At 70.0% G+C, this 14,906-nt stretch carries 12 protein-coding genes; 9 read left to right on the top strand and 3 right to left on the bottom strand.

Features of this window, described 5'->3' with window-relative positions; genetic code table 11:
• Positions 1-178 precede the first annotated feature (178 nt).
• The gene (scpC, locus tag ACPCXD_RS07975) at positions 179-1,720 is read left to right on the top strand and encodes a succinyl-CoA:acetate CoA-transferase ScpC (RefSeq protein ID WP_016691899.1); all 1,542 of its coding nucleotides are present in this window, start codon (positions 179-181) and stop codon (positions 1,718-1,720) included.
• Positions 1,721-1,795: 75 nt separating this feature from the next.
• Here the strand turns inward: scpC and ACPCXD_RS07970 are convergent, their stop codons facing one another.
• Positions 1,796-2,410 carry a DUF3515 domain-containing protein gene (locus tag ACPCXD_RS07970; RefSeq protein WP_145691825.1) on the bottom strand — a complete coding sequence of 205 codons (615 nt, stop codon included), beginning with the start codon at positions 2,408-2,410 and terminating at the stop codon, positions 1,796-1,798.
• 129 nt (positions 2,411-2,539) lie between these two features.
• On the opposite strand from ACPCXD_RS07970, the gene ACPCXD_RS07965 reads away from it, so the two are divergent.
• The 3 genes from ACPCXD_RS07965 to ACPCXD_RS07955 are packed head-to-tail and all read left to right on the top strand — an operon-like array spanning position 2,540 to position 4,783.
• Complete coding sequence (locus tag ACPCXD_RS07965; protein WP_202400166.1) at positions 2,540-3,478, top strand: thiamine-phosphate kinase; 939 nt, start codon at positions 2,540-2,542, stop codon at positions 3,476-3,478.
• A gap of 45 nt (positions 3,479-3,523) precedes the next feature.
• Entirely contained in the window at positions 3,524-4,051 is a 528-nt protein-coding gene (locus ACPCXD_RS07960; RefSeq protein ID WP_088897343.1) for a gamma carbonic anhydrase family protein, read from the top strand.
• Between the two features lie 3 nt (positions 4,052-4,054).
• On the top strand, positions 4,055-4,783 hold the full coding sequence (locus ACPCXD_RS07955) for a uracil-DNA glycosylase (protein WP_145691823.1): 729 nt from the start codon (positions 4,055-4,057) through the stop codon (positions 4,781-4,783).
• 22 nt (positions 4,784-4,805) lie between these two features.
• Here the strand turns inward: ACPCXD_RS07955 and ACPCXD_RS07950 are convergent, their stop codons facing one another.
• Together ACPCXD_RS07950 and rpmB are read right to left on the bottom strand one after the other, a co-directional pair.
• Entirely contained in the window at positions 4,806-5,621 is an 816-nt protein-coding gene (locus ACPCXD_RS07950; protein WP_088897341.1) for an enoyl-CoA hydratase/isomerase family protein, read from the bottom strand.
• Positions 5,622-5,709: 88 nt separating this feature from the next.
• Positions 5,710-5,901 carry a 50S ribosomal protein L28 gene (gene rpmB, locus ACPCXD_RS07945; protein ID WP_006551201.1) on the bottom strand — a complete coding sequence of 64 codons (192 nt, stop codon included), beginning with the start codon at positions 5,899-5,901 and terminating at the stop codon, positions 5,710-5,712.
• Between the two features lie 233 nt (positions 5,902-6,134).
• Between rpmB and fakA the strand changes: the two genes are divergently transcribed.
• The 5 genes from fakA to coaD all read left to right on the top strand — a co-directional run bounded on the left by fakA (position 6,135) and on the right by coaD (position 14,812).
• Complete coding sequence (gene fakA, locus ACPCXD_RS07940; protein ID WP_016691905.1) at positions 6,135-7,823, top strand: fatty acid kinase ATP-binding subunit FakA; 1,689 nt, start codon at positions 6,135-6,137, stop codon at positions 7,821-7,823.
• A gap of 45 nt (positions 7,824-7,868) precedes the next feature.
• Positions 7,869-10,160 (top strand): ATP-dependent DNA helicase RecG, encoded by a 2,292-nt coding sequence (gene recG / locus ACPCXD_RS07935; RefSeq protein ID WP_016691906.1) that lies wholly within the window; start codon positions 7,869-7,871, stop codon positions 10,158-10,160.
• Between the two features lie 199 nt (positions 10,161-10,359).
• Entirely contained in the window at positions 10,360-13,761 is a 3,402-nt protein-coding gene (locus ACPCXD_RS07930) for a pyruvate carboxylase (protein ID WP_229567912.1), read from the top strand.
• On the top strand, positions 13,758-14,324 hold the full coding sequence (gene rsmD, locus ACPCXD_RS07925; protein ID WP_145691820.1) for a 16S rRNA (guanine(966)-N(2))-methyltransferase RsmD: 567 nt from the start codon (positions 13,758-13,760) through the stop codon (positions 14,322-14,324). Before ACPCXD_RS07930 ends, rsmD begins: the two co-directional genes overlap by 4 nt.
• Complete coding sequence (gene coaD / locus ACPCXD_RS07920; protein ID WP_160876530.1) at positions 14,321-14,812, top strand: pantetheine-phosphate adenylyltransferase; 492 nt, start codon at positions 14,321-14,323, stop codon at positions 14,810-14,812. The genes rsmD and coaD overlap by 4 nt, the downstream gene beginning before the upstream one ends.
• Positions 14,813-14,906 lie beyond the last annotated feature (94 nt).

Raw genomic sequence — 14,906 nt, 5'->3', positions numbered from 1 at the left:
TAAAATCTTGCGGAACAACAACTTCCGATTACATCGATCTTGGAGTGCGACTCGTGACACTCTGTGTCCAAATTGGTGACGGCGATCGCCGGTCCGGCCCGAGTGTGACGAGCGGATCATCCGCGCCGCTATGGTCGTCGTCATGTACGCAGCCCTTTCATCGCCCGCAGCACCGTCTGTGGAGTCGGTCGTCGTGACCCCGGCCGAGGCTCGGGTACGTCATGAGACCTACCGCAAGAAGATCGTGTCGGCGCAGGACGCCGTCCAGTGGATCCGCCCCGGCGACACCGTTGCCATCAGCGGCTTCGCCAGCGCAGGTACCCCGAAGGCCGTGACCCCGGCCCTCGCCGAACACATCCGCCGCACGCGGGCGACCGGCGGCGACTTCCGGATCAACCTGCTCACCGGAGCATCGGTGGCCTCCGACACCGAGCGCATGCTCGCCGACGTCGACGGAATCGCGCTGCGTATGCCGTACCAGGCGGAGCCCACCGCCCGCGGACGGATCAACGAAGGCCGCATGGACTACGTCGACATCCACCTGTCGCACGTCGCCCAGCAGGTCTGGGAGGGCTACTACGGACACGTCGACGTCGCCGTCGTCGAGATCTCCGGCATCACCGAGACGGGCGAGCTGATCCCCGCCACCTCCATCGGCAACAACAAGACCTGGCTCGACGTCGCCGAGAAGGTGATCCTCGAGGTCAACTCGTGGATCCCCGCCGCCATGGACGGCGTGCACGACGTCTACTACGGCACCGCGCTTCCCCCCAACCGCCGCCCGATCGACCTCACCGACGTCGAGGACCGCATCGGCCAGCCCTACTTCCGGATCGATCCGGAACGTGTCGTCGCGGTGGTCGAGACCGATCGCCCCGACAGCGCGACCGCGCTCACGGCGCCCGACGCCACCAGCCGGGCCATCGCCGACCACGTCCTGGACTTCTTCGCGCACGAGGTCGCTGCCGGCCGGCTGCCCGCCGACACTCTGCTCCCGCTGCAGTCGGGTGTCGGCAACGTCGCCAACGCCGTGCTCGCCGGTCTCGACAGCGGACCGTACCGGGGGCTGACCTGCTACTCGGAGGTCATCCAGGACGGCATGCTCGACCTCGTCAAGCACGGCACCGTCCGGTTCGCCTCGGCCACCGCCCTCGCGCTGTCCGAAACGGGACTCAACGACTTCGTCGAGAACATCGACTTCTACCGCGACCACATCATGTTGCGGCCGCAGGAGATCAGCAACCACCCCGAGATCGTGCGCCGACTCGGCATCATCGCCATGAACGGCATGCTCGAGGCCGACGTCTACGGCAACGTCAACTCCACCCACGTGATGGGCACCCGCATCATGAACGGCATCGGGGGCTCCGGCGACTTCGCGCGCAACGGCTACCTGTCGATGTTCCTGAGCCCGTCGACGGCTCGCGACGGTGCGATCTCGTCGATCGTCCCGATGGTGCCGCACGTCGACCACACCGAGCACGACGTGCAGGTCATCGTGACCGAACAAGGTCTTGCCGATCTGCGCGCCCTGTCTCCCCGCCGTCGATCGCGGGTCGTCGTGGAGCGCTGCGCGCATCCCGACTACCGCGCCGAACTGCTCGACTACATCGAGCGCGCAGAAGCTGCCCCCGGCGCAGGTCACACCCCGCACCTGCTCGGTGAGGCATTCTCCTTCCACGAGCGCTACCAGCGCACGGGGACCATGCACGCGTCCTGATCGACGCGGCGGCGAACACGGTCGGCCCCGGCACCACACCACGGTGCCGGGGCCGACCTTTCTCGTTCGTCCGACTCAGCGGATCGGCGCCGGATCGATCTCCTGCTGCGGGAGCGTCGCGGAGATCGTCGCCGTGATGTCCTGCAGCGGGGTCGGCCCGGATCCGTCGGGCACGGTCAACGCCACGTAGACCGGACGGTCGACGGCGAACCACGTACTCGCCGGGATGCCCTGCTCGGCTCCCGACACCTCGAACCACTGCACGTCGTCGATCACCTGCAGCGCCGCCGCCTGGTCGAACTGGTCGGGCCGGTCGAGACCGCAGCGCAGGACGACCTCCTCGCCGTCGTCCGACTGCCAGGCCGCCGCACCCACCGGTGCCGGATCGGCCAATTCGGCGCGCGTGTAGTCGCCGAGCTCCTCCGGCAGCGCGTCGAGCAACTGTGAGCAGGATTCGGACTCCGCTTCCGGAGCCGGCACGGGACCGAGACCGACAGGCGTGTTCACCGGTGACTGCGACACGATCACGGCCGCGACCACCACACCGACCAGCAGGGCGACGGGCAGTGCGATCGCCGTGGCGATCAGCGCGGGACTGCGTCGCGTCCCGTCCGATCCGGGCGCCTCGACGGGGGCGTCGTCGGAGGGTTCGCGATCGGAAGCAGAGGTGTCGTTCATCGTGTCCAGCATCCGGGCTCGGGGACAGGGGGCGGTAGCGTGATCGAACGTAGCAGGGCACGTGCCGGCTCTCTCCCACCGCCGACCCAGAAAGAGGCGACCGTCACCGTGACGAACCCGACCGGACCCACCGTCGCCGACATGGGCGAATTCCCCGTGATCGAACGCGCGGTGAGGGCACGACGGCAACCCGACAGCACACTCGTCGGGCCGGGCCACGACGCGGCGGTCGTGTCGGCCGCCGACGGTCGCATCGCGATCTCGACCGACATGCTCGTCGAAGGACGTCACTTCCGGTTCGACTGGTCGAGCCCGGAGGAGGTCGGACGCAAGGCGGTCGCCCAGAACGGAGCCGATGTCGCCGCGGTCGGTGCGCGTCCCACCGCCTTCGTCGTCGGCCTCGGATGCCCACCCGAGACACCCGTCGCCGTGCTCGACGGCATCTCGGCGGGCATCGGGGAGGCTGCGGAGGAGATCGGCGCCGGAGTCGTGGGAGGTGATCTCGTGCAGGCGGGTCAGGTGATCGTCTCGGTCACCGTGCTCGGCGAACTCGACGGACGGCCACCGCTCCTCCGCTCCACTGCGCGCCCCGGCGACGTCGTCGCCCTCGCCGGTCGCACCGGTCGCTCCGCGGCGGGCCTGGCCCTGCTGCTGGCCGGCAACCGGGACTTCCCCGAACTCGTCGCGGCGCATCGTGTGCCCACACCGCCCTACGCCGCAGGTCCTGCCGCGGCCGCGGCAGGCGCCCACGCATGTACCGACATCTCCGACGGTCTCGTCGCCGATCTCGGGCACATCTGCACCGCATCGGAGGTCGCGATCGATCTCGACCCGGGTGCACTCGCTCCCGACACGCAACTCCGGGACGCCGGGGAGGCACTGTCGGTCGACCCGCAGGAATGGATCCTCACCGGCGGCGAGGACCACGCCCTCGCGGCGTGCTTCCCTCGCGAGGTCACCCTGCCGGACGGATGGCGGCCCATCGGCGTGGTCCTGGAAGGCTCCGGCGTCACCGTCGACGGGCGACACCACAACGGATCCGGGGGCTGGCAGAGCTTCGCGGCGGGCGCTGATCGCTAGGGCGACCACTCCGGGTGGGGTTCGCTCGAGATAGGTTCTGCAGTCATGGCTGTCTACGCACTCGGCGAGCGTGTCCCCGATATCCATCCCGACGCGTGGGTTCATCCCGACGCGGTCGTGATCGGCAACGTCACCCTCGGTGCCGGCGCCTCCGTGTGGCCCTCGGCGGTGCTGCGCGGCGACTACGGCACGATCACCGTGGGGGAGAAGACCAACATCCAGGACGGCACGATCATCCACTGCACCGCGATCGAGGCCACGGTCATCGGCGCTCGCTGCGTCGTCGGGCACAACGCGCACATCGAGGGCGCCACGATCGGTGACGGTGCGCTGATCGGCTCGGGTTCGCTCGTCCTCAACGGCTCGGTCGTCGGTGCCGGCGCGCAGGTCGCCGCCGGCGCCCTGATCCCGCCGCGCTTCGAACTGCCGCCCCGCCGCATGGCGATGGGTATCCCCGCGAAGGTCCGCGAGGGCTACGAGGTCCCCGAGAACAACTTCGACGCCAACGCCGAGATGTACGCGGCGAACGCCGCCTACTACCGGACCGCCCTCCGCCGCATCGATCAGGAGTGACAGGTGGCCGACACCGTCGACACACAGTCCGCGGCCGGGGGAGCGGACGAGCCCCGTTCCGGTCGGCCCCTGTCCGAACTCGTCGACCCGGGCTGGGCGCGAGCACTCGAACCCGTCGCCGGTGACATCACCGCGATGGGGCAGTTCCTCCGCGCCGAACTCGCCGCGGGCCGCAGTTACCTGCCGTCCGGTCCGAACGTGCTGCGTGCCTTCACGCAGCCCTTCGAATCCGTCCGCGTCCTGATCGTCGGTCAGGATCCCTATCCCACTCCGGGTCACGCTGTGGGACTGAGCTTCTCGGTGGCCCCGGACGTCCGGCCGATCCCGCGCAGTCTCGCCAACATCTACCGCGAGTACACCGACGATCTCGGGTTGCCGCAGCCCTCCACGGGCGACCTGTCGCCGTGGACCGAGCACGGCGTCCTGTTGCTCAACCGGGTCCTCACCGTCGCACCGGGCCAGCCGGCCTCCCACCGCGGCAAGGGCTGGGAGGCGGTCACCGAGCAGGCGATCCGCGCGCTGGTCGCACGCGGGACCCCGCTCGTCGCGATCCTGTGGGGTCGCGACGCCGCGACCCTCGAACCCATGCTCGGTGGTGTGCCCACCGTGAAGTCGGCGCACCCGTCCCCGCTGTCGGCCTCACGCGGTTTCTTCGGGTCGCGTCCGTTCAGCCGCGCGAACGCTCTGCTCGTCGAGCAGGGCGGCGAACCGGTGGACTGGCGACTGTCCTGAGCACCGATCCGCCGCCCGGAGATCAGGCGCGGACCGAATCCCAGTCCGGGCGCCGCTTGGCGACGAAGGCGTCGACACCCTCGATACCCGTGGGCGACGTCGCGGCCGCGGAGATCGAGGCGGCTTCCGCATCGAGGTGCTCGGACAGCGATCGCTCCGCCGAGCCCGCCACGAGCGAGCGGATGGCGGCGTAGGACTGCGTGGGGCCGTGCGCGAGGGTCCGTGCGAGTCGCAACCCCTCGCTCTGGATCTCGCCGTCGGCGACGAGCCGGCTCAGCAGACCCAGACGCACGGCTTCGTCGGCGCCGATCACGGCGTCGGTCATGATGATCTCCCGTGCCCGCGACGGACCGACGATCCGCGGCAGGGTCCACGACATGCCGCCGTCGGGGGAGAAACCGATCGACGGGTACGCGGCGCGCATCTTCGTGCCGGGGCCGGCGAGCGCGATGTCGGCGAGCAGCGCCAGGCTCATCCCGGCGCCGGCAGCCCAGCCGTGCACGGCGGCGACGACCGGCACGGCCGCCTTGTCCAGCTCGCGCACGAAGTCGTGGAAGAGGTTCGCGATGTCGAGCAGGTGGGCGCCGCGGTCCTCGGCCGCGGCGAATCCGTGGACGTTTCCGCCCGCGCAGAAGTTCGCACCCTCACCGACGAGCAGCACGGCGCCGATCTCGGGGCCTGCCGCGCGCAGGGCCGCGATGCCCTGCTCCATCCCTGCGGGGGACAGGGAGGTGCCGTACTCGGAGGTCGCCACGGCGATCCGCAGGACGCGGTCCTCCACGCTCACCAGTGAGCGGAGAGAGTCGCTGTCGGGGAAGGAAACTTGATTCTCGGTCATTCCCGCACGATATCCGGCCGGGGGATCGAACGGCGAAGGCCCCCTGCGCAATCAGCGCAGGGGGCCTTCGCTACGACTCGACCGGGAATCAGCCGCGGACGACCTTGCCGGCCTTGAGGCAGGAGGTGCACACGTTCATCTTGCGGGTGTTGCCCGGTGCAACCTGAGCGCGCACGCTCTGGATGTTCGGGTTCCAGCGACGGTTGGTACGCCGGTGCGAGTGCGAGACCGACTTCCCGAAGCCGGGGCCCTTGGCGCATACGTCGCAGACGGCAGCCATGTCGCGAACTCCTTGTGTCTAGTGGATAGATCTTCTGTCTGTTGTTTCGCCTTGCGAACACGGGGAACGAGCCGCCCGTGCGAGGCAACCCGGCAAGCTTAGCGAACTCGAGGGCGGTTGGCCAAACCGGACGGTGCGCCGGGTCGCGGCTAACCTGTTCGCCAGGGCTCGGCACCGTGTTCGACGGTACCGATCGTAGAGGTGGACGATGCCCGCAGGACGAGGCGAAGGGGGTGGAATCGTTGCTCGGAGCCGAGGACACGGTGGACGGGCGGGCGCTGCGCCGGTGGGTCGAGTTCGGTGTGGAAGCGCTCGAACAGCGCCGAGCGGAGATCAACTCGCTCAACGTCTTCCCGGTGCCCGACGGGGACACCGGCAACAATCTGCTGATCACCCTGCAGGCCGCGGCGGCCCGGATCGGCGGGCCCGTGGACGGCGCGCTCACCGCATCCGACGTCGCCGAAGGGCTCGCGCGCGGCGCCTTCGCCGGGGCGCGGGGCAACTCGGGGATCATCCTGGCGCAGGCGCTGCGCGGTGTCGCCGACGCGGTCGCGGGACTGACGACGGTCGGCGCCCGTGACCTGGCCGCGGCCCTCTCCAATGCCGCGACGCTCGTGACCGGAGCGCTCAGCGCGCCCGCGAAGGGCACCATCGTCAGCGTCCTCGAAGCCGCGGCCGACGGCGCGACCCGCGTCGCCTCGGAGACGGATGCGACCGTGTGCGATGTCGCCGTCGCGAGTGCCGACGCCGCCGCCGACGCGCTGCAGCGCACCACCACCCAGCTCGACGTCCTCGCCGAGGCCGGGGTGGTCGACGCCGGCGGTCTCGGCCTGCTCGTGCTGCTCGACTGCCTGGTGGAGGTCACCACCGGAACACGTCCCGACCGCCGGATGGTGCTCGCCGGCGCCTCGCGTCCCGTGGTCGAACCCGAGATCGTCGACGAACGTCCCGACAGCGACCAGCAGGAATACGAGGTGATGTATCTCGTCGGGAACTCCGACGACGCGCGTATGGACGCCCTGCGGTCCTCCCTCGACGCGCTCGGCGACTCGGTCGCGATCGTCGCCGGGGAAGCGGGGTGCTGGTCCGTGCATGTGCACTGCTGCGATCCCGGAGCTGCTGTGGAGGCCGGTCTCGCGGCGGGCTCGCTGAGCCGCATCGACATCACGTGCTTCGCGCTCGAGTCCGCGCGTCGCGGATGCGGCGACGGTCCCGTGGCGCTCGGCACGGCCACCGCCGCGGTCCGCGCCGAGTCGGCGGGGGAGCAGTCCCGGGCGGTCCTCGCGGTGGTGGGCGGCGAGGGCGCCGCCGAACTGTTCGAGGCGGAGGGCGCCCGGGTGCTGCGGGCCGAGGAGATCTCCGTCCCGGACGAACTGCTCGAGGCGATCCGGGCACTGCCGAGCCGGGACGTCCTCGTGCTGCCCAACGGTGCGCTCTCTGCACAGGACGTCGTCGCCGTGGGTGCGCGGGCGCGGCGGGACGACCGCGACGTGATGTTCCTGCCGTCCTCCTCCGTCGTTCAGGGACTGGCCTCGTTGGCCGTGCACGATCCGATGCGCGCCACCGTCGACGACGCCTTCGCGATGTCGGAGGCGGCGTCGTGTGTGCGGTGGGGGTCGCTGCGGTACGCGAACGAACGTGCGCTGACCTGGGTCGGAACGTGCGAACCCGGCGACAGTCTCGGACTGGCCGGCCATGATGTCGTAGTGATCGAGCATGATCTGGTGACAGCGGGAGCGTCACTGCTCGACAGGATTCTCGCCGCGGGCGGTGAGCTCGTGACGATGCTGGTCGGTGCCGACGCCCCCGACGGACTCGTCGAGCAGCTGGTCGCTCATCTCGATCACCGTCACCCGGAGATCGACGTGGCGGTCTACCAGGGCGGTCAGCGCAGCGACCTGCTGCAGCTCGGCGTCGAGTAGCCGGTGCGCCGCGAGGCCACCGCAGGAGTAGCGGAAGGGACGGCAGTGGCGACACTCGCGGACCGGCTCGATCATGTCCTCGGCCGCAAGACGGCGGACGCCTTGCACGACGCGTTCGGGATGACCACCGTCGAGGATCTGCTGAGGCACTATCCGCACCGCTACGCCACCCAGGGCGCCGAGCTCGGCGAGAGTCAGCCCACCGAGGGCCAGCACATCACGATCATCGCGCGGGTCGAGTCGGCGCAGGAGGTGCCGATGAAGTCCCGCGCCGGCAAACGCCTCGCGGTGCGGCTGCGCTCCGATCGTCACAGCATCGACGTCACCTTCTTCAACCCGCACCGGGTCAAGCACAACATCAAGCCCGGCGTGCGCGCGATGTTCTCCGGCACCGTGAAGTACTTCCGCGACAAGTGGAGCCTGACCCACCCGAGCTATCTCGTGCTGCCCGAACCGCGCGACGCCGAGGACCTGGTCTCGGCGACACCGGCGCGGGTGCGGGGCGCCGGAGCCCTGGCGGGTCTCGCACGCACCGCGCAGGACGGCTCGGGGGTCGACATGTCGGTCTTCGACCGTGCGCTGATCCCGATGTACCGCGCGACCCGCGAGGTCGAGTCGTGGACCGTCATGCGGTGTGTGCGGCAGGTGCTCGACCAGCTCGATCACGTCGACGACCCGCTGCCCGAGTGGGTGCGCGACGAGCACGGCTTCGTGGGGCTCGACGAAGCGTTGCGCTCGATCCACCTGCCCGACACGAAGCAGGAGATCGACCGGGCGCGCGACCGCCTGCGGTTCGACGAGGCCGCCGCGGTGCAGCTCGTGCTCGCCGGACGCCGGCACGACGTCGAGGTGCGGTCGGCGCCGTCCTGCCCACGCCGCGAGGGCGGGATCGCCGACGAGTTCGACCGGCGGCTGCCCTTCGAGCTGACGGCCGGGCAGCTGTCGGTGGCCGACGAGATCGCGGCCGATCTCGCACGTGAGCACCCCATGAACCGGTTGCTCCAGGGTGAGGTCGGTTCCGGCAAGACCATCGTGGCGCTGCGGGCGATGCTGCAGGTGATCGACTCCGGTCGGCAGTGCGCGCTGCTCGCACCCACCGAGGTGCTCGCGGCGCAGCACGCGCGATCGCTCACGAAGATGCTCGGCGATCTCGCCGCGGCGGGCGAACTCGGTGCCCACGAACTCGCGACCCGCGTGACCCTGCTGACCGGCTCGATGGGTGTCGCGCGCAAACGGGCCGCACTCAACGAGGCGGTGACGGGCGATGCCGGGATCGTCATCGGCACGCACGCGCTGATCGAGGACACGGTGCAGTTCTTCGACCTCGGCCTGGTGGTGATCGACGAGCAGCACCGCTTCGGTGTCGAACAACGCGACGCCCTGCGCTCGCGAGGTCGCGACGGCGCGTCCCCGCACGTGCTGGTGATGACCGCGACGCCCATCCCGCGCACCATCGCGATGACGGTGCTCGGCGACCTCGAGGTCTCGACCCTGCGCGAGTTGCCCCGCGGGCGGTCGCCGATCGTCAGCCGCGTGGTCCCGGCGAAGGTGCATCCGAAGTGGGTCGACCGCGCCTGGGAGCGCATCCGCGAGGAGGTCGCCGAGGGGCGGCAGGCCTACGTGGTGTGTTCCCGTATCGGCGACGGTGATTCCGACGACGATGCGCTCTTCGATCCGGACGGGTCCGAGCCGTCGGGATCGGGGAAGGGCAAGCAGGCCCCGCCCGAGACCGTCTCGGTGCTCGAGCAGTTCGAGTTCCTCACCTCCGGTCCGCTGCGGGATCTGAGGGTGGGGCTGCTGCACGGTCGCCTCCCCGGCGACGAGAAGGACGCGGTGATGCAGGCCTTCAACGCCGCGGAACTCGACGTGCTCGTGTGCACGACCGTCGTCGAGGTCGGTGTCGACGTGCCGAACGCGACCGTGATGGTGATCGTCGACGCCGACCGGTTCGGTGTCAGCCAGCTGCACCAGTTGCGCGGTCGCGTCGGTCGTGGCGGCCACCAGGGTCTGTGCCTGCTCGTGACCGACGCGAAGCCCGCGACCCCGACGATGATGCGGCTCGAGGCCGTCGCCGGCACCACCGACGGTTTCGAACTCGCCCAGCTCGACCTGCAGCTGCGCCGGGAGGGCGACGTCCTCGGTGTCGCCCAGTCCGGCACGGTGTCGACGCTGCGGCTGCTCTCGCTCGTCGACGACGCCGACGTCATCGAGGCGGCCCGCGACTTCTCCCGGACGGTGACGGAGAAGGATCCCGGCCTCGAACACCACCCGGGGCTCGCGAGCATGGTGCGGGCCGCGCTCGACGCCGAGCGTGTGGCCTATCTCGACAAGTCCTGAGTCACGTCCCGTACCGGGTTACGTTCCGTACACCGTGCCCCAGAACCCGCGGTGAGGTTTCGGTGGCCGTGCCCGGCGTGTTGACGCCGTGTTACGGCGGAGCCGACTGCATCGTTCCAGTCGTGCCATCCGGACGCCTCGTCCCACGATGTGGAACGCGCGTCCGAGTCGGCATGTTACGGCGCGGTACCGTCGACCAATGTTCTCGAAAGTGCTTGTCGCCAACCGTGGCGAGATCGCGATCCGCGCGTTCCGTGCCGCCTACGAACTGGGTGCCGGGACGGTCGCGGTGTTCCCGTACGAAGACCGGAACTCCCTGCACCGGTTGAAGGCCGACGAGGCCTATCAGATCGGGGAGGAGGGGCACCCGGTCCGCGCATACCTGTCGGTCGAGAAGATCGTCGAAGCGGCCGTGTCGGCCGGCGCCGACGCGATCTACCCCGGCTATGGCTTCCTCTCCGAGAACCCGGACCTCGCTGCAGCGTGCGCGGAAGCGGGCATCACCTTCGTCGGTCCGTCGGCGGAGATCCTCGAACTGACGGGCAACAAGGCCCGCGCGATCGCCTCGGCGAAGGCCGCCGGCCTCCCGGTACTGGCGTCGTCGGAGCCGTCGTCGGATGTCGACGAGCTGCTCGCCGCCTCGGAGACGATGAACTTCCCGGTCTTCGTCAAGGCCGTCGCCGGTGGTGGCGGACGCGGCATGCGCCGGGTCGCCGAGCCCTCCCAGCTGCGCGAGGCCATCGAAGCCGCTTCTCGTGAAGCCGACGCCGCCTTCGGTGATCCCACCGTCTTCCTGGAGCAGGCCGTGGTCAACCCGCGGCACATCGAGGTGCAGATCCTCGCCGACAAGCACGGCAACGTCATCCACCTGTACGAGCGCGACTGCTCGGTGCAGCGCCGCCACCAGAAGGTCATCGAGCTCGCCCCCGCCCCGAATCTCGATCCCGAGCTTCGCGACCGCATCTGCGCCGACGCCGTGGCCTTCGCCAAGGAGATCGGCTACCAGTGCGCGGGCACCGTCGAGTTCCTCGTCGACGAACGCGGCAACCACGTGTTCATCGAGATGAACCCGCGGATCCAGGTCGAGCACACGGTCACCGAGGAGATCACCGACGTCGACCTCGTGCAGTCCCAGCTGCGCATCGCCGCGGGCGAGTCGCTCGACGAACTGGGCCTGTCGCAGGAAAGCATCACCATCCGCGGCGCGGCGCTGCAGTGCCGCATCACCACCGAGGACCCGGCCAACGGGTTCCGCCCGGACACCGGCCGCATCACCGGCTACCGCACCCCGGGTGGTGCCGGTATCCGTCTCGACGGTGGCACGTCGGTGGGCGCGGAGATCTCCGCCCACTTCGACTCGATGCTCGTCAAGCTCACCTGCCGCGGCCGCAACTTCGAGACCGCCGTCGCCCGCGCCCGCCGCGCGGTCGCCGAGTTCCGTATCCGCGGTGTCGCGACGAACATCCCGTTCCTGCAGGCGGTGCTCGACGACGAGGACTTCCGCGGCGGCAATGTCAACACCTCGTTCATCGAGGAGCGCCCGCATCTGCTGACGCTGCGCTCGTCCGCCGACCGCGGCACCAAGATCCTGCGGTACCTCGCCGACGTGACGGTGAACAAGCCGCACGGTGAGCGCACCACGACGGTGTACCCGCACGACAAGCTCCCCGCGATCGACCTGAACGCCGCGCCGCCGGCCGGTTCGCGTCAGCGCCTGCTCGAACTCGGCCCCGAGGGCTTCGCCCGTGCGCTGCGCGAGCAGAAGGCGATCGGCGTCACCGACACCACCTTCCGCGACGCCCACCAGTCGCTGCTCGCGACCCGCGTGCGCAGCAAGGACCTGCTGACCGTGGCCGGGCACGTGGCCCGGATGACGCCGCAGCTGCTGTCGATCGAGGCGTGGGGCGGCGCGACCTACGACGTCGCACTGCGCTTCCTGCACGAGGATCCGTGGGAGCGACTCGCGGCACTGCGCGAGGCGATCCCGAACATCAACCTGCAGATGCTGCTGCGCGGACGCAACACCGTCGGCTACACCCCCTACCCGGAGGCCGTAACCCGTGCCTTCGTGCAGGAGGCCGCCGACACCGGCATCGACATCTTCCGCATCTTCGACGCGCTGAACAACGTCGACCAGATGCGACCGGCGATCGACGCGGTGCGCGAGACCGGCACCACGCTCGCCGAGGTCGCGATGTCCTACACCGGTGACCTGTCGAACCCGAACGAGACGATCTACACGCTCGACTACTACCTGCGCCTGGCGGAGGAGATCGTCGAGGCCGGTGCGCACGTGCTGGCCATCAAGGACATGGCGGGTCTGCTGCGCGCCCCGGCCGCCGCGACGCTCGTGTCGGCGCTGCGCAGCAACTTCGATCTGCCGGTGCACGTGCACACGCACGACACCCCGGGCGGTCAGCTCGCCACCTACCTCGCGGCCTGGCACGCCGGTGCCGACGCGGTCGACGGTGCGTCCGCGGCCCTGGCCGGTACGACGAGCCAGCCCGCCCTGTCGGCGATCGTCGCCGCCGCGGCGAACAGCGAGTTCGACACCGGCCTCGACCTGCAGGCCGTGTGCGATCTCGAGCCGTACTGGGAGGCACTGCGGAAGGTGTACGCACCGTTCGAGTCGGGCCTGCCCGCACCGACCGGCCGCGTCTACACCCACGAGATCCCCGGCGGTCAGCTGTCGAACCTGCGTCAGCAGGCCATCGCGCTGGGACTCGGCGACCGCTTCGAGGAGGTCGAGGCCGCCTACGCCGGCGCCGACCGCCTCCTGGGCCGCCTGATCAAGGTCACGCCTTCGAGTAAGGTCGTCGGCGACCTCGCGCTGCACCTCGTGGGCGCGGGAGTCTCGGTCGACGACTTCGCCGCCGAGCCCGGCAAGTACGACATCCCCGATTCGGTGATCGGCTTCCTGCGCGGCGATCTCGGAACTCCGGCCGGTGGTTGGCCCGAACCCTTCCGCAGCAAGGCGCTGTCGGGCCGGGCCGAGCCCAAGCCGGTCACCCCGCTCGCGCCGGAGGAGGAGAAGGCCCTCGGCGGTTCGTCCGACGAGCGTCGCCGCATGCTCAACCGCCTGCTGTTCCCGGGCCCCGCGAAGGAGTTCGAGCAGCACCGCGAGACCTACGGCGACACCACCGAGCTGTCGGCCAACCAGTTCTTCTATGGTCTGCGGCACGGCGACGAGCACCGGGTGCGCCTGGACAAGGGCGTCGAACTGCTCATCGGTCTCGAGGCGATCTCCGATGCCGACGAGAAGGGCTACCGCACCGTCATGTGCATCCTCAACGGGCAGCTGCGCCCGGTGTCGGTGCGCGACCGCTCGGTGGCCGCGGAGATCCCTGCCGCGGAGAAGGCCGACCGCAACCATCCCGGTCATGTCGCGGCGCCGTTCGCCGGCATGGTCACCCTCGTCGTGTCCGAGGGTGACAGCGTCTCGGCGGGCGACACCGTCGCCACGATCGAGGCCATGAAGATGGAGGCCGCGATCACCGCGCCGCGCGGCGGACGCATCACGCGCGTCGCGATCGGACCGGTGCAACAGGTCGAAGGTGGCGACCTGCTCGTCGAGGTGTCCACGGGAGACAGCGCCGAGTGACACGGATCGTCGCCGGCCGGGCCGGGGGGCGGCGCCTGAAGGTGCCGCCCCGCGGGACCCGGCCCACCTCCGAACGGGTGCGCGAAGCCCTGTTCAGTTCGCTCGACGCACGCATGGACATCGACGGGGCCGCCGTCCTCGACCTCTACGCGGGGTCGGGGGCGCTCGGCCTCGAGGCGCTGTCCCGCGGCGCCGAGCACGCGATGCTCGTCGAGTCCGACGCGAAGGCGGCGGGCGTGATCCGCGAGAACATCGCGACGGTCGGACTGCCCGGTGCGGTGCTGCGTACCGCACCGGTGTCCGCAGTGCTCGCGGGCATCCCCGATCGCGTCTACGACCTCGTCCTGGCCGACCCGCCCTACGCCGTCACCGAGGAGGCCGTCACCGGCGTGCTCGGGGCGCTGGTCTCCGGGGGGTGGGTCGAGGACGGCTCGATCGTCGTGGTCGAACGGTCGTCGCGATCACCGGAAACGGTGTGGCCGCAGGGATTCGAGGTCGGCAGGTCGAAGCGCTACGGCGAGACCAGAGTGGAGATCGCCACCTGCTACGGTGCTGGGTCATGAGCCGCGCGGTCTGCCCAGGATCCTTCGACCCGGTCACCAACGGACACCTCGACGTCATCGGCAGGGTCTCGGCCCAGTTCGACGAGGTCGTCGTGACCGTCACGATCAATCCCAACAAGCAGGGGATGTTCACGATCGACGAACGCCTCGAGATGCTCTCCGACGCCACGGCGCACCTGCCGAACGTCACGGTCGACGCCTGGCAGGGTCTGCTCGTCGACTACGCCCGCGAACGGGGGATCACCGCGATCGTCAAGGGTCTGCGCGGCGCCAACGACTTCGACTACGAGCTGCAGATGGCGCAGATGAACCACAAGCTCACCGGCGTCGACACCCTGTTCGTCGCCACCAACCCGGTCTACAGCTACCTGTCGAGCTCGCTCGTCAAGGAGGTCGCGACCTACGGCGGCGACGTCTCCGAGATGCTGCCGGGTTCCGTGCACGATCGTCTGCTCGCGCGTCTCGCCGAGCGGGCCGCCGCGAAGTAGACCGACCCCTCCCGCACGACCTGTGACGGCCGTATCCCGACACACCGAGCGCAGGGCACACGAGCGTGCCCTGCGCTGCGGCAGACTGGACGGC

Origin of the sequence: Rhodococcus sp. AB351 (assembly GCF_049538275.1) — a bacterium.
Lineage (GTDB): Bacteria > Actinomycetota > Actinomycetes > Mycobacteriales > Mycobacteriaceae > Rhodococcus.
The sequence above is the reverse complement of the archived record's forward strand: the minus strand, read 5'-3'. Positions and strand labels throughout refer to the sequence as shown.

What these genes read in the sequence shown, in the direction of transcription:
- ACPCXD_RS07970 (WP_145691825.1), bottom strand. Translation starts at nt 2,410, where the DNA reads ATGCTGGACACGATGAACGACACCTCTGCTTCCGATCGCGAACCCTCC.
- ACPCXD_RS07965 (WP_202400166.1), top strand. Translation starts at nt 2,540, where the DNA reads ATGGGCGAATTCCCCGTGATCGAACGCGCGGTGAGGGCACGACGGCAA.
- ACPCXD_RS07960 (WP_088897343.1), top strand. Translation starts at nt 3,524, where the DNA reads ATGGCTGTCTACGCACTCGGCGAGCGTGTCCCCGATATCCATCCCGAC.
- ACPCXD_RS07950 (WP_088897341.1), bottom strand. Translation starts at nt 5,621, where the DNA reads ATGACCGAGAATCAAGTTTCCTTCCCCGACAGCGACTCTCTCCGCTCA.
- rpmB (WP_006551201.1), bottom strand. Translation starts at nt 5,901, where the DNA reads ATGGCTGCCGTCTGCGACGTATGCGCCAAGGGCCCCGGCTTCGGGAAG.
- ACPCXD_RS07930 (WP_229567912.1), top strand. Translation starts at nt 10,360, where the DNA reads ATGTTCTCGAAAGTGCTTGTCGCCAACCGTGGCGAGATCGCGATCCGC.
- coaD (WP_160876530.1), top strand. Translation starts at nt 14,321, where the DNA reads ATGAGCCGCGCGGTCTGCCCAGGATCCTTCGACCCGGTCACCAACGGA.